The 14866-nt window shown below is 68.5% G+C and carries 12 protein-coding genes and 1 pseudogene; 9 read left to right on the forward strand and 4 right to left on the reverse strand.

The window, feature by feature from the left end; all coding sequences use genetic code 11:
• Positions 1–24: 24 nt before the first annotated feature.
• The 4 genes and pseudogenes from ACILR9_RS33565 to ACILR9_RS33580 all read left to right on the forward strand — a co-directional run bounded on the left by ACILR9_RS33565 (position 25) and on the right by ACILR9_RS33580 (position 3150).
• Complete coding sequence (locus ACILR9_RS33565; protein ID WP_395714346.1) at positions 25–987, forward strand: Bug family tripartite tricarboxylate transporter substrate binding protein; 963 nt, start codon at positions 25–27, stop codon at positions 985–987.
• A 13-nt stretch (positions 988–1000) separates the two neighbouring features.
• Positions 1001–1792 (forward strand): hydroxypyruvate isomerase family protein, encoded by a 792-nt coding sequence (locus ACILR9_RS33570; protein ID WP_395714347.1) that lies wholly within the window; start codon positions 1001–1003, stop codon positions 1790–1792.
• 7 nt (positions 1793–1799) lie between these two features.
• Positions 1800–2126: pseudogene (locus tag ACILR9_RS33575) on the forward strand (lipocalin-like domain-containing protein); the annotation flags it as partial.
• Between the two features lie 13 nt (positions 2127–2139).
• Entirely contained in the window at positions 2140–3150 is a 1011-nt protein-coding gene (locus ACILR9_RS33580; protein WP_395714348.1) for a zinc-binding dehydrogenase, read from the forward strand.
• Between the two features lie 18 nt (positions 3151–3168).
• Here the strand turns inward: ACILR9_RS33580 and ACILR9_RS33585 are convergent, their stop codons facing one another.
• The 3 genes from ACILR9_RS33585 to ACILR9_RS33595 are packed head-to-tail and all read right to left on the reverse strand — an operon-like array spanning position 3169 to position 5827.
• Positions 3169–3669, reverse strand: coding sequence for a hypothetical protein (locus ACILR9_RS33585; RefSeq protein WP_395714349.1), 501 nt, complete (start codon positions 3667–3669; stop codon positions 3169–3171).
• 20 nt (positions 3670–3689) lie between these two features.
• Positions 3690–4505: an N-acyl homoserine lactonase family protein gene (locus ACILR9_RS33590; RefSeq protein WP_395714350.1), complete on the reverse strand. Its 816-nt coding sequence runs from the start codon at positions 4503–4505 to the stop codon at positions 3690–3692.
• Between the two features lie 41 nt (positions 4506–4546).
• Positions 4547–5827: an MFS transporter gene (locus ACILR9_RS33595; protein WP_395714351.1), complete on the reverse strand. Its 1281-nt coding sequence runs from the start codon at positions 5825–5827 to the stop codon at positions 4547–4549.
• Positions 5828–6018: 191 nt separating this feature from the next.
• Here ACILR9_RS33595 and ACILR9_RS33600 point away from each other — a divergent pair, with 191 nt between their 5' ends.
• Entirely contained in the window at positions 6019–7449 is a 1431-nt protein-coding gene (locus ACILR9_RS33600; protein ID WP_395714352.1) for an MFS transporter, read from the forward strand.
• A gap of 197 nt (positions 7450–7646) precedes the next feature.
• Here ACILR9_RS33600 and ACILR9_RS33605 read toward each other — a convergent pair whose 3' ends face one another.
• Positions 7647–8372 carry a glutathione S-transferase family protein gene (locus ACILR9_RS33605; protein ID WP_395714353.1) on the reverse strand — a complete coding sequence of 242 codons (726 nt, stop codon included), beginning with the start codon at positions 8370–8372 and terminating at the stop codon, positions 7647–7649.
• A gap of 146 nt (positions 8373–8518) precedes the next feature.
• On the opposite strand from ACILR9_RS33605, the gene ACILR9_RS33610 reads away from it, so the two are divergent.
• From ACILR9_RS33610 to ACILR9_RS33625, 4 genes are all read left to right on the forward strand, one after another.
• Positions 8519–10825 (forward strand): xanthine dehydrogenase family protein molybdopterin-binding subunit, encoded by a 2307-nt coding sequence (locus ACILR9_RS33610; RefSeq protein WP_395714354.1) that lies wholly within the window; start codon positions 8519–8521, stop codon positions 10823–10825.
• Positions 10826–10927: 102 nt separating this feature from the next.
• Entirely contained in the window at positions 10928–12208 is a 1281-nt protein-coding gene (locus tag ACILR9_RS33615) for an amidase (protein WP_395714355.1), read from the forward strand.
• Positions 12205–13473, forward strand: coding sequence for an amidase (locus ACILR9_RS33620; protein ID WP_395714356.1), 1269 nt, complete (start codon positions 12205–12207; stop codon positions 13471–13473). Before ACILR9_RS33615 ends, ACILR9_RS33620 begins: the two co-directional genes overlap by 4 nt.
• A gap of 47 nt (positions 13474–13520) precedes the next feature.
• Positions 13521–14747, forward strand: coding sequence for a Zn-dependent hydrolase (locus ACILR9_RS33625; protein WP_395714357.1), 1227 nt, complete (start codon positions 13521–13523; stop codon positions 14745–14747).
• Positions 14748–14866 lie beyond the last annotated feature (119 nt).

The following is a 14866-nucleotide window of genomic DNA, read 5'->3' on the forward strand; positions in this document are numbered from 1 at the left end:
CAAGATCAAGACGGGAGGAAACGGATGAAGCGCAGAACCGTGCTCGCAGCCCTGCCGGCGCTCGCGGCAGGCGGCTTGCCCGCGGTCGCCCAAAGCTATCCGACGCAGCCGGTACGGGTCGTCGTGCCGGGCCCGGCCGGCAACGCGCTGGACGCCCTCGCGCGCCTGATGTGCGACGCCATGGCCAAGCGGCTCGGCGTCAACTTCATCGTCGAGAACAAGCCGGGCGCGTCCGGCCATATCGGCGGCGAGTTCGTCGCCCGCGCCAAGCCGGACGGCTACACGCTGATCTTCGGCTCGAGCACGACGCACGCCGTCAGCCCGCATATCCTGACAGAGCTCAAATACAAGCCGGTCGACGATTTCGAACCGATCACCCTGGCCGCCAAGGTGGCCAACGTCCTGGTCTGCTATCCCGGGCTGCCGGTGAAGACGATTTCCGACCTGGTCGCCTACGCCAAGGCCAATCCCGGCAAGCTCTCCTTCGGCTCGACCGGCATCGGCTCGAACCTCCATCTCGGCATGGAGCTGTTCATGATCATGACCGGCACCAGCATGCAGCACGTGCCCTACAGCTCGGCGGCGCTGCAGCTCGACCTGATCGCCGGCCGCATCCAGCTGCTGCTCGACAACATGCCGGTGGCGGTGCCCAACATTCGCGCCGACAAGGTGCGCGCGCTGGGCGTGGCCAGCCTGCAGCGCCAGCCCGAGCTGCCCGACGTGCCGCCGATCGCCGACACCGTGCCGGGCTTCGAGGTCGGCGCGTGGGGCGTGCTGATGGCGCCCAAGGGCACGCCGACCGCGATCATCAACACGCTGAACCAGGCAGTGCGCACGGCGCTGGCCCTGCCCGAGGTGCGCGACGGGTTCCTCAGGCAGAGCTTCCATCCGGCGCCGATGACGCCGGCCGAGACCGCCACCTTCCTGCGCGGCGAATACGACAAGTGGGCCAAGGTCGTGCGCGAAGCCAACATCAAGGTGAATTGAGCAGGAGCAGGCGATGCCGCGTTTCGAGGCCAACATCCGCTGGATGTTCAAGGAGTTCGCCATGCCCGAGCGCTTCGTGCAAGCGGCGCGCTGCGGCTTCAAGGGTGTCGAGCATGGCGACCCGTATGCCTGGAAGGCGAAGGATGTCGGCCGCTGGCTGAAGGACAACGGGCTCACGATGGTGCAGATCCTGACGCCGCAGGATTGGGCGGCCGGCGAGCTCGGCCTCACCACCCTGCCGGGGCGCGAGGGCGATTTCCGCGATGCCGTGAAGCGCGGCATCGACTATGCGCTGGAGATCGACTGCGGCCTGCTTCATCCGGCGATCGGCGGCACGCCCACAGGCGAGGCGCGCGAGCGGACCTGGGCGCGCGTGGTCGAGAACCTCTCCTTTGCCTGCGAGGCGGCCGGCAAGGCGGGCCTGACGCTGGCGATCGAGCCGGTCTGCAGCGCCCGCTTTCCCGACTTTTTCATCCATACGCTCGATGAAGGCATCGATCTCATCAAGCAAGTCGGCCATGACACCCTGAAGCTCTGCTTCGACACCTACCACGTGCAGATGGAAGAGGGCGCGCTCAGCGCCAACCTCGAGCGCAGCTGGCCGTGGATCGGCCATCTGCAGCTCGGCAATCCGCCGGGCCGGCACGAACCCGGGGTCGGCGAGCTCAACCTGCAGCACTATTTCGACATGGTCGACGCCAAGGGATGGCAGGGCTGGATCGGCTGCGAGTACACGCCCTCGACCACGACGCTCGAGTCGCTGGCGTGGGGCGCGCCCTACGGCATCGGCAAGCCGGTGGCGTGAGGCGGGCATGAAGGCGAGCGATTTCGTCGGCAGCTTTCACCTCCGCTCCTTCGAGCTCGTGCTCGACGACGGCACGGTAGAGCATCAGCTCGGCCGCGATGCCGAGGGCCTGATCGTCTACACGCGCGAGGGCTTCTTCAGCGGCCAGATGATGCAGCGCGGGCGGCCGAGATTCGCGCAGGCCCGTCAGTCGGCGGCGCAAAAGGATCTCGGCAGCGATGCCGAGGTGCGCGCCGCCTTCAACGGCTATGTGGCCTACTATTGCACCTACGACGTCGACGAGGCGCCGGCGATCGTGAACCACCGCATCATCTCGGCGCTGCTGCCCAACTGGGAAGGGCATGACGATGAGCAAGCTTTTGGAGGCGGCGATGCGGGCGGCGGTGGTCGTGCAGGACGAGGGCGGCAAGCGGATCGAGGTGCGCGATGTGCCGCGGCCCCAACCTGGCGCTGGCGAGGTGCTTGTGCGTGTCCATGCCGCCGGTGCCAACCGGGCGGACCTGGCGATGAATGTCGGCCATTTCAAGCAGGCGGGAGCGGCGCTGGCGGCGCCTGTTGCCGGGCTGGAATTCGCGGGCGAGGTGGCCGAGCTCGGCGCCGGCGTGAGCGGCGTCAAAGCGGGTGATCGCGTGATGGCGATGGGGCAGGGTGCGTTCGCCCAGTATGCCCGCATCGATCATCGCCTGCTGATCCCCGTGCCGACAGGCTTCTCGTGGGAGGAGGCGGCGAGCGCGCCCGTCGCGTTCATGACCATGCACGACGCGGTCGTCACCAACGGCCGCCTGCATCACGGCGAGAGCGTGTTGGTGCAGGGCGTCACCTCGGGGGTCGGGATCGCCGCGTTCCAGATCGCCAAGGCGAAAGGCGCCGGGCTGGTCATCGGGACGTCGACCTCCGACGCCAAGCTTGCGACGTTGCGCGGGTGGGGCCTCGATGTCGGCGTCAATTCACTGAGCGACGACGTGGTCCGCCGGGTGACGGAATCGACGGGCGGCAGGGGCGCCGATCTGGTGATCGACATGATCGGCGGGCCGGTCGTCAACCAGAACATGCAGGCGGCGGCAGTCAAAGGCCGTATCGTCGATGTCGGCCGCCTGGGCGGCCTGAAGGGCGAGATCGATCTCGACCTGCACAGCCTGAAGCGCATCAGCTTCGTCGGCGTGACCTTCCGCACCCGCTCGCTCGAGGAGATCCAGACCGTCATCCGCCTGATGGTCGACGACATCTGGCCCCATGTCGTCGCCGGTCGCGTCAAGGTGCCGATCGATCGCAGCTTCCCGCTCGAGCAGGCTGCCGGCGCCTACGCCCACATGCGCGCCAATGCCCACCTTGGCAAGGTGGTGCTCACGATAGCCTAGCGACAGCGCCGTCCGTTCTCAGGCCGTATGCAGCTCGTGATGCGGCAGGCGCGTGGTGCGCACCGCCATGGCGAGCGCGCGGCTTCCCAGGAAGCCGGCGAACAGGGCGGCCGCCGCCGCGAGATGCTGGGGATCGATCCACAGCTCGCGGAGCGCAGCGCTCGCAAAGTCGACCAAAGCGAGCAGCACGAGCGCCGACGCAGCGATGGTGCCGTCGGCGGAGCGGCGCTGGCGCATCAGGCCCGACGCCTGGTCGACTTCCATGGCCAACGCCCAGCCGCGCATGCGCCCGGCGACGGCGCCGACGAGCAACGCACCCAGCCACTCGGCATCGGTGGCGAGGTCGGCATCGAACACGCTGGCCAGCAGGATGAAGGCCACGACCATGGCGAGACAGGCGGGCATCGCCAGACGCCAGATCTTCACCACGTTGCCGCGCGCCTGCGGCAGGATGGTCGACAGGCAGATGACGGCGAGGACCACCGTGATCAGGTTCGAGAGGCTGAGAGGGGCGATCATCGGGGCGTCCATAACGTCGGTCACTCGTAGAATTGCGGCGAGCGCTTCTGGCCGGCACTCTGCGGCTTGTCGTGGTTGATCCAGAGTTCGGCCTTCTTCTCGGCGAGCAGGTCGGCGATCCGCCTGTAGGACGCCTGGGTCTGATCGGCGCTGGTGTTCATCGACGCAACGCGGCGATTGTCCCAGTTGTCCTTGAAGTGTGCGGCATCGCCCGACAGCACGAGCCAGCCGGTCTTGGGCAGGTGGACCAGCAGCGATTGATGGCCCGGCGTGTGACCGGGGGTGGCGATGAGGGTGACGCTGCCGTCGCCGAACACATCGAGATCGCCCTCGATCCTGCGCACCGGTCGCTCGCCCTTGAATGGCGGGTTCTTGCCCGGCGCGAACGCCCAGTCGAGCTCGGCCTTCTGGATCAGCAGAGTCGAGTCGGGAAACATGTCGACATTGCCGACGTGATCGCCGTGAGTGTGCGAGACGGCGACGTAGCGCACGTCGGCCGGCTTGACGCCGACCTCGGCCAACTGGGCGGCCAGCGTCTTGGCGCGGGTCGCCGTGCCGACCGGTCCGGTGACGGGCTTCCCGGCGACGGCATCGGGATAGCCGGTATCCCACAGGATCCAGTCCGAGCCGTGCTTGATCAGATAGCAATTGTCGGAGAGCTCGATCGGCTTGCCGACATTCACCCCCGGCGACCAGCGCGACTGGTCGGTCGCGGCGTTGTGCCCGCAATCCATGACGTAGAGCCGGTCGACCGTTCCCTGGGCGAAGGCCTGCGACGCCAGAAAGCCAATGACTCCGGCAAGGATCGATCCACCAATCAGTCGTCTGGCGCGCATGCCGACCTCCGACGTTACTCCCGCGTCCGCAGCCGGGCGACTCAGCGCGCCGGCTTGGGCGCTCCTCCCAGATGACGCGGCAGGAAGGCCGTGAGCAGGCCCAGCAGCAGCAGGAAGGGTGTGAGCCTGTAGACCGTCTCGATGCCGGCGACATCGGCGATCTGGCCGAGCGCCGCGGCGCCGAGCCCGCCCAGGCCGAACGAGAAGCCGAAGAACATGCCGGCGACCAGCCCGACGCGGCCGGGCAGCAGATCCTGGGCATAGACCAGGATGGCCGAGAAGGCCGAGGCCATGATTATCGCCACGGTGACGGCCAGCACGCCGGTCCAGAAGAGGTTGGCGTGGGGCAGCATCAGGGCGAACGGCAGCGCGCCGACGATCGAGAACCACATCACCGGTATGCGCCCGACCCGGTCGCCGAACATGCCGCCGGCGATGGTGCCGGCAACGATGCCGACCAGGAAGGCGAACAGGTAGAGCTGTGCCGTCTGCACATCGATGCCGAACTTGGCGATCAGGTAGAAGGTGAAATAGGAGCCGAGGCTCGCGCTGTAGACGTTTTTGGAGAAAAGCAGGGCCACCAGCACGGCCACGGCGGCGATGACGCGGCCGCGCGACAACCCCGGCGCGCGCGTGCCGGCCGCCGCGGCGCCGCCGCGCGCCGCCCGCTTGTGGGTGGCGGCGCGCCGGCGCGCATACCAGCCGCCGACCTGGAACAGCACGGTCATTGCAATCAGCGCCGCGCCGGAGAACCAGACGAGGCTGTGCTGACCCGCGGGGATCACGATGAAGGCTGCCAGCAGCGGGCCGGCCGCCGACCCCATGTTGCCGCCGACCTGGAACAGCGACTGGGCGAGGCCGTAGCGGCCGCCCGCCGCCATGCGCGCCACCCGCGAGGCCTCGGGATGGAAGATCGAGGAACCCATGCCGATCAGGGCGGCGGCCACCAGGATCGAGGAATAGCTGGCGGCGCGCGACATCAGCAGCAGGCCGATCAGGGTGAAGCCCATCCCGACCATCAGCGAATAGGGCTGCGGCTTCTTGTCGGTGTAGAAGCCGACCACCGGTTGCAGCATCGAGGCGGTGCACTGGAAGGCCAGGGTGATGAAGCCGACCTGGCTGAAGCTCAGTGCGTGTGAATCCTTGAGGATGGGATAGAGCGCCGGCACCAGCGACTGCATCATGTCGTTCAGCAGGTGGCAGAAGCTCAGCGAGAGGATGACGGCAAAGGTCGTGTTGTTGGCCGCGGCGGCCGAGACGGAACTCGACACGGAAGACGTTGCCGCGGGCGCGGCTCCCGCCGCCATCGTGTTGTCGGTCATGATGCTCGCACAATAGCAGGCGCGCCCGAAGAGACCACCATTGCGCCGACAAGCCAGCGTTGCAGCACCTCATGCGGACCGCGGGCGTCTCGCCCGCCTCATGATTCATGAGCGGGCGAGCCCAATGACGGCGGCTGCTTCCGAAGGTCACGCAACGACTCGCCGGGCTTGCACGTTGTGTGCACTGGCCCATGAACACCGACCTTCGCACATACACCGACGTTCCGGCGCGGCTCGACCGGTTGCCGTGGAGCGGTTTCCATCGGCTGGTCGTCGTGGCGCTGGGCATCACCTGGATCCTGGACGGCCTCGAGGTGACGCTGGCAGGTTCCGTCGCCGCCGCTTTGCAGACCAGCCCGCGCCTGCAGCTCACGGCCGAGCAGGTCGGGCTGACGGGCAGTGCCTATCTTGCAGGCGCCGTGCTGGGGTCCCTGTTCTTCGGCCATCTCACCGATCGCCTGGGACGCAAGAAGCTGTTCAACGTCACGCTCGGCGTCTACCTGGTGGCGACGGCGCTCACGGCGTTCTCCTGGGATTTCTACAGCTTCCTGTTGTTTCGCTTCCTCACCGGCGCCGGCATCGGCGGCGAATATTCGGCGATCAACTCGGCGATCCAGGAGCTCATTCCGGCACGGTTGCGCGGCCGCGTCGACCTCGCCATCAACGGCAGCTTCTGGCTCGGCGCCGCCGGCGGCGCGCTGCTGTCGGTGGTGCTGCTCGATCCCGAGCTGGTCGGCCCCGACCTCGGCTGGCGGCTGGCGTTCGGCAGCGGCGCTGCCCTCGGCCTGGTGATCCTCTATCTCAGGCGCTTCCTGCCAGAGAGCCCGCGCTGGCTGATGATCCACGGCCAGCCGGGCGAGGCGGCGCGAGTCGTCGGCGAGATCGAGGCCCGCGTGGCGGCCGGCGGCCACGTCCTGCCTCCCCCGTCGAGCTCGGCCCTGGCGCTGCGGGCCACCCATCGCGTGACCATGGTCTCGGTGGCGCGGACCCTGCTGCGCCAGTATCCCGGCCGGACCACGCTCGGCCTGGTGCTGATGGCGGCTCAGGCCTTCGTCTACAACGCGATCTTCTTCACCTATGCGCTGGTGCTGACCCGCTTTTACGGCGTGCCGGCCGACGCGGTCGGGCTCTACATCCTGCCGTTCGCGCTCGGCAACTTCCTCGGGCCGCTCCTGCTCGGGCCGCTGTTCGACACGGTCGGCCGCAAGACCATGATCTTCATCACCTATGCCGTCTCCGGCCTGCTGCTGGCCGCCACCGCTGTGCTGTTCGACCTCGGGCTTCTCGATGCCACGACGCAGACGGCAATGTGGTGCATCGTGTTCTTCTTCGCCTCGGCGGCGGCCAGTGCCGCCTACCTGACGGTCGGCGAATGCTTCCCGCTCGAGATCCGCGCTCTCACGATCGCCCTGTTCTACGCCTTCGGCACCCTGCTGGGCGGTGTCGGCGGTCCGTGGCTGTTCGGCGTGCTGATTGCGAGCGAGAGCCCGCGCGAGATCGTGCTGGGCTACCTGCTGGGCGCCGCCCTCATGATCGTCGCCGCCCTCGTCACGCTGAAGCTCGGTGTGAAGGCGGAATGCAAGTCGCTCGAGGAAGTGGCGCCGCCCCTGTCGGGCGGCTGATCGCGGGCGGCTGACTCATAGGCGCCGACCTTGGCGAAGGAGCGTCATGCGCCGGGAGCGCGCCACTCCTGTGGCGTTCATGCGGTGTGGGAACACAGAGAAGAGCGCCGCGGGAGTGGTGCGCTCCCAGCCATGACCCCTCCGTCGGCGTAAGACGCCGACACCTCCCCAAGCGAAGCTTGGGGGGAGGCGAAAGCCTATGCCGGCACCGGGCGGGCGCGCTGGTTGTAGAGCATCTTGCGGATGCGGGCCTGCTCCTCGGGCGGCAGCTTGGTGTTGTCGACCGAGAGGTCAGCGCCGACCGCCATGCCCTTCTGGACGGCCGGGCGGGCGCCCAGCTCCTCGAACCAGCGCTTGAAGTGCTTGAACTCCTCGATGTCCTGGCCCTGGAACTTCCAGTTGATCGTCCATGGATAGCAGATCATGTCGGCGATCGTGTATTGGTCGCCGGCCAGATACTTGTGCTTGTAGAGCCGGTTGTTGAGCACGCCGTAGAGGCGGTTGACCTCGTCGGTGAAGCGCGTGATGGCATAGGTCTGGTCGCCGAACTGCTTCTGGTCGACGCGGCGGAAATGGCCGCACTCGCCGCTCTTCGGCCCCTGGTTGGCCATCTGCCAGATCAGCCACTGGTTGACGTCGTAGCGCGTCCGCAGGTCCTGCGGGTAGAACTTCCCGGCCTTCTCGGCGATGTACATCATGATCGCGCCCGATTCGAAGACGACGATCGGCTTGCCGCCGTCCTTCGGCTCGCGATCGACCATCACGGGCATGCGGTGATTGGGGTTCATCTCGAGGAACTCGTCGGTGAACTGGTCGCCGCGCCCGATGTTCACGGGCACGATCCTGTAGGGCAGGCCGCATTCCTCGAGCAGGATGGTGACCTTCTTGCCGTTGGGCGTGGGCCAATAGTGCAGATCGATCATGGGGTGAATCCCTCCTTGGGTTGGCCGGAGCTTAGCCATCTTGCCGGCCCGCCGCCAAGCGTGCGGCGGCAGGGCACGGGCGGTGGACGATTTTCTCGCGGTTCGCGGTGCGTGACACCGGGCCTGAAAATGCGCGACAACATGCGATGATCGAAAATCAGATCGGGCGCTCGGTTCGCCGCCTCGAGGACGTTCGCTTCCTTCTCGGCCAGGGGCGCTATGTCGACGACATCGCTCGCTCGGGTGAGCTGCACGCCCATGTCCTGCGCTCGCCGCATGCCCATGCGATCCTCTCGCGCATCGACGTGACCGAGGCCGCGGCGCTGGCGGGAGTCCGCGGCGTCTTCACCGCGGCCGACCTGGCGGCCGACGGCATCGGCACGCTGCCCTGCATGGCGGCGGTGAAGCCGCTGATCGTGCCGCCGCGCACGGCGCTGGCCACCGATCGCGTCCGCCATGTCGGCGATCCGGTGGCCTTCATCGTCGCCGACAGCGCCGAGATCGCGCGCGAGGCGGCCGAGCTGGTCGAGGTCGAGTATCAGCCGTTGCCCGCCGTGGTCGACGGCCAGGCAGCGCTCGCCGCCGATGCCCCGATGATCTGGGACCAGGCGCCGGGTAATCTCGCCTTCCACGTCCAGCGCGGCGACGCCGATGCGGTCGCCCGCGCCCTGGCGGGCGCCGCGCACGTGGTCGAGCTCGAGATCGTCAACAATCGGGTCGTCGTGGCGCCGATCGAGCCGCGCACCGGCATCGCCCGCTACGATGCCGCAAGCGACACGATGGATCTCCAGCTCGCCGGACAGGGCCTGCACGGCATCCGCCGCCAGCTCGCCGAGTTCGTGTTCAAGGTCCCGCTCGAGCGCATCCATCTCAGCGCGCCCGATGTCGGCGGCGGCTTCGGCATGAAGAACTTCGTCTATCCCGAGTGGGTGCTGCTGCTGTGGGCCGCGCGCAAGCTCGGCCGTCCGGTGCGCTGGATCGCCGACCGCGCCGAGGAGTTCGTCGCCGGGACGCAAGGCCGCGACATCGACGCGCGCGCCCGGTTGGCGCTCGACGCGGACGGCCGCATCCTGGCGCTCGACGTGGCGATGGTCGCCAATCTCGGCGCCTATCTCTCGGGCAACGGACCAGGCGCGTCGGTGATTGCCGCCTCGACGGCGCAGGGCGGCGTCTACGACGTGCCGGCGATCCATGTCGATGTGCGCGGCGCCTTCACCAACACGGTGCCGGTCGACGCCTATCGCGGCGCCGGCAAGCCCGAGGCGAACTACATCATCGAGCGCGCCATCGAGCAGGCGGCGCGCGTGCTGGGCCGCGATCCTGCCGACCTGCGGCGGCAGAACCTGATCGCTGCGTTCCCGCACAGGACGGCGATGGGCATGGCGATCGATTCCGGTGGTTTCGTCGACAATCTCGACGCCGCTCTCGCGCGCTCGGACAGGGCAGGCTTCGCGGCGCGGCGCGAGGCGTCGCGCCGCGCCGGCAAGCTGCGCGGCATCGGCGTCGGCTGCTTTCTCGAGACGTCGCGCGGCGCGCCCAACGAGGGTGCCGAGGTGCGCTTCGAAAGCGATGGCCGGGTGACGGTCGCCGTCGGCACCGAATCGAACGGCCAGGGTCACGAGACCGCCTATGCCCAGATCGCGGCCGACCGGCTCGGCCTGCCCCTGCAGACCTTTCGCTACGTTCAGGCCGATACCGCAGCCGTGAAGAGCGGCGCGGGACATGGTGGTGCGCGCTCGATGCACATGGGCGGCGCTGCCGTGGTCAAGGCGATCGACGCGGTGCTGGCCAAGGCGCGCAAGCTCGCCGCGCATCTGCTGCAAGCGTCGGAGGAGGAGATTCAGTTCGCCGGCGGCCGCTTCTCGGTGCGGGGCAGCGATCGCAGCATCGATCTGCTCGCCGTGGCCCGGAGCGCGCGCGATGCCGCCAATCTGCCGGACGGCATGTCGCCGGGCCTCGGCGAGCACGTCATGAACATGACGGATGTCTTCACCTTCCCGAGCGGTTGCCACGTCGCCGAGGTCGAGATCGACCGCGAGACAGGTGCCACCAGCCTGGTGCGCTATGTCGCCGTCGACGATTACGGCCGCCTGATCAATCCCTTGCTGACGGAAGGGCAGGTGCAGGGCGGCGTCACGCAAGGCATCGGCCAGGCGCTGCTCGAGCACACGGTATACGACCCGGACTCCGGTCAGCTGACGAGCGGCTCGTTCATGGATTACGCGCTGCCGCGCGCCGACGATCTGCCGGCCTTCGACATCGCCCTGATAGAGCGGCCGACGCTTGCCAATCCGCTGGGCGTCAAGGGCTCGGGGCAGGCGGGCTGCATCGCCGCGCCGCAGACCGTGATGGCCGCGATCCTCGATGCGCTGGCCCAGGCCGGCGTCGACGGCATCGAGATGCCGGCCACGCCGGAACGGGTGTGGCGGGCGCTGAGAAGCGCGAGGTCATAGCTCTCCCCAGCTCTGCCGGGAAAGATGGAAACGCTCGGCGCACGTCAATGAGGCCGTCGACGCCGTGGACGCGGCATGTTTCTTGCTGTTTGATCGGCGATCATGGCTGAGCTGAATACGTTGACCGCCACCGAGCTCGCGCGTCGGATCGATGCGGGCGCGGTGACCGCGGAGGCGATCGTGCGCGACCATCTCGCGCGCATCGACGAGCGCGACGCCGATGTGCTGGCATGGTCGCATCTCGCACGCGAGGCTGCACTCGAACGCGCCAGGGTGCTCGATCGCGGACCACGCCAGGGCCTGCTGCATGGCATCCCGATAGGCGTGAAGGACATCATCGATTCGTGGGACCAGCCGACGACCTACGGCTCGCCGATCTACAAGACGCATCAGCCGCTCGCCGATGCCGCCACCGTCGCCCTGGCGAAGGGCGAGGGCGCGATCCTGCTCGGCAAGACGGTGACGACCGAGTTCGCCAATCGTCATCCCGGCGTGACGAAGAACCCGCACAATCCGGCGCATACGCCGGGCGGCTCGTCGTCCGGCTCGGCTGCTGCGGTCGCCGACTTCCAGGTCGTGCTCGCCACCGGAACGCAGACCGGCGGCTCGGTGATCCGGCCCGCCGCGTTCTGCGGCGTCGTCGGCTACAAGCCGACCTATGGCCATTTCGCCCCCGCGGGCATGAAGGCCAACACCGAATGGCTCGACACGATCGGCGCCTATGCGCGCAGCGTCGAGGACATCGCGCTGTTGCGCGCCGCGTTGATGGCGATGCCGTACCGGCCGGTCGCGCCGCTCGACAAGCCACCGCGCATCGCCGTCTGCTTCACGCACCACAAGGCCGAGCTGTCGGCTGAAGGCACGGAGGCGGTGCAGGAGGCGGCGGCGCGACTTGCCAAGGCCGGCGCCAGCGTGAGCGAGATCGAGCTGCCGCCGCCGGTGCGCGACATGACCGAGGGACAGCGCACGCTCAGCGCCTTCGACGGTCCGCGTGCCCATGCCGACGAGGCGCGCCGCTTCCCGCATCTCTTGAGCGAAAGTCTGAAGAACGACAAGCTCGCCGCCGGGGCGAAGATCGACTACGCGACCTGGGTCGCCGCCCGCAAGCTGGGCGAGACGGGTCGCGCCGCGGTCGACGCGATGTTCGGTGCGTTCGACGCCATCCTCACGGCGCCGGCACCGGGCGAAGCGCCGCTTGGTCTCGAGGCCACCGGCAAGGCGACGTTCAACCTGCTGTGGACCTATCTCTGGATGCCGTGCATCACCCTGCCGTTCACCCGGGGACCGACCGGCTTGCCGCTCGGCATCCAGCTGGTCGGCCGCCAGCACGAGGACGCAGCCTTGCTCGACGTCGCCGCCTGGGCGCGGAGGGCCCTGTCATGAAGCCGCTCAGCGCCACCGAAGCGGTCGCCGCCATCGAGAGCGGCAAGCTCACCGCCGAGAAGGTCGTGCGGGCCTGCCTCGACCGCATCGCCGAGCGCGAGCCGGCGGTCAAGGCCTGGGCCTTCCTCGAGCCGGCGCTGGCGCTCGCCCAGGCCAGGGCGGCCGATGCCGCGCGGGGCGGCGTGCTGCGCGGCGTGCCGATCGGGGTGAAGGACATCATCGACACCCACGACATGCCGACCGGCCACAACTCGCCGATCTTCCAGGGCAAGGCGCCGTTCGGCGACGCCGCCTGCGTGGCGCTCTGCCGGACCGCCAATGCGGTGATCCTGGGCAAGACGGTGACGACGGAATTCGCCAATCGTCATCCCGGCCCCACCGTCAATCCGCACAATCCGGCGCACACGCCGGGCGGCTCGTCGTCGGGCTCGGCAGCTGCCGTCGCCGACGGCCACGTGCCGCTTGCCTTCGGCACGCAGACCGGCGGCTCGGTGATCCGGCCGGCCGCCTATTGCGGCGTGATCGGCTACAAGCCGACCTTCGGCGATTTCTCGCGCGTCGGCATCAAGATGCAGTGCCATTCGGTCGATACGCTCGGCCTGATGGCGCGCACGCTCGACGACATCGCCCTGTTCCGCGGCGCCGTGCTCAAGCTGCCGCCGATCAGGATCGATCGCGGCATCGCGCGGCCGCGCATCGGCCTCTGTCGCACGCCGATCTGGAGCGAAGCCGAGCCTGACACGAAGAAGCTCCTGGAGGCGACGGCCTCGAAGCTCGCCGACAAGGGCGCCTCGCTGATCGACGTCGCTTTTGCCGCGCCGTTCGCCGACATCCTCGACGACCATGCCGCCATCACCAGCTGGGAGGGCGCGCGCAACTATGCCGACGAGCGGCTGCGCAATCCCGACAAGGTGAGCCGCGCGCTGATGGACGGCGCGATGAAGCGCGGGCTCGAGACCAGCTTCGAGCGCTACGTCGCCGCGCAACGCAAGGCGGTGGCCTTCCGCGCCCATGTCGATTCTCTGTTCGACAAGGTCGACGTGCTGCTCTGCCCGAGCGCCCCGGGCGAGGCGCCCAAGGGGGTCGAGTTCACGGGAGACCCGCGCTTCAACTCGATCTGGACCCTGGCCGGCACGCCCTGTGTTACGCTGCCGGCCGGCAGCGGCGCGAACGGCCTGCCGCTCGGCATCCAGTTGGTCGGTTTGCGCCATGCCGACGATCGTCTGCTGTCCGTCGCCGCCTGGGTCGCAGCCCATCTCGACTGAGGCTCCGGCTTCATCTCGACCGAGACCCATCTCAACTGAGGTTCTTCATGCCCCGCATCAACGGTGAAAGATTGTTGGCCGATCTGCGCCGCATCGCCGATTTCGGCCGCTACCAGACCGGCGTGCATCGCCCGCATCTGTCGCCGCAGGACGTCGAGAGCCGGCACTGGCTCGCCGGCCGCATGAAGGAGGCCGGCCTCGAGCCGGTGATCGACGGCGTCGGCAACGTGATCGGCCGCAGCCCCAAGAGCGGGCCGCGCCTGCTGATGGGCTCGCACACCGATACCCAGCCGCGCGGCGGCTGGCTCGACGGCGTGATGGGCGTGATCTACGGGCTCGAGGTGGCGCGCGCGCTGGCCGAGGATCCTGACACCGCGCATCTCGCGGTCGACGTCGCGTCGTGGGCCGACGAGGAGGGCCATTGGGGCGGCATGATCGGCAGCAAGTCGTTCATCGGCCGCATCACCGAGGCCGACATCGACAATGCCCGTCATCGCGACGACGGCAGCAAGATGCGCGATGCCCTGAAGGCGGCCGGCCTCGACAAGGCGCCGCGGATCGAGCTCGAGGAGGGTCGCTATCGCGCCTATCTCGAGGCGCATATCGAGCAGGGCGGACTCCTGGAGGCGAGCGACAAGCGGATCGGCGTCGTCACGGCGATCGTCGGCATCTACCAGTACCGGCTGGCGTTCAGCGGCATCCAGAACCATGCCGGCACGACGCCCATGCCGATCCGCAAGGACGCCGGCGTGGCGATGATGCGGCTCTACCAGGCGGTGATGGAGCGCTTCCCCGCGCTCGCCGGGCCGCGCAGCGTGTGGACGGTCGGCAAGATGTCGGTCGAGCCCGGCGCGCCGGCGATCATTCCCGGCCGGGCCGAGATGATCCTGCAGTTTCGCGACGCCGATCCCGCCGTGCTGCAGCGCCTCGAGGCGGCGCTGCTCGAGATCGTCGACGAGCAGCAGAAGCGCGGGCCGTGCACCATCGACTGCACCAACCTCTCGCGCACCATGCCGGCGCCGATGGAGGAGCGTCTGCTCGAGGCGCTCGACGAGGCGGCCGAGAAGCATGCCGCCGGCCGGCACGTGCGCATGCCGTCGGGCGCCGGCCACGATGCCCAGATCCTGGCCCAGCGCCTGCCGTCCGCCATGATGTTCGTGCCGTCGATCGGCGGCATCTCGCACCATTTCACCGAGAACACCGCCGACGCCGACATCGTCCTCGGCTGCCAGGTCTTCGCCGATGCCGCGGCGAAGATTTTGAAAAGCAATTAGAGGCAGGAAAGGTCCCTCGCTTACGGTGCTTGCTTCGCAAGCGCCTTGCTCGGGATGACATCGCCTTTGGGGCAACACCCCCGGTGTCATCCCGAGCACAGCGAGGACCTTTCTTCAAG

The sequence above is a fragment of the Reyranella sp. genome (assembly GCF_044224635.1).
Lineage (GTDB): Bacteria > Pseudomonadota > Alphaproteobacteria > Reyranellales > Reyranellaceae > Reyranella.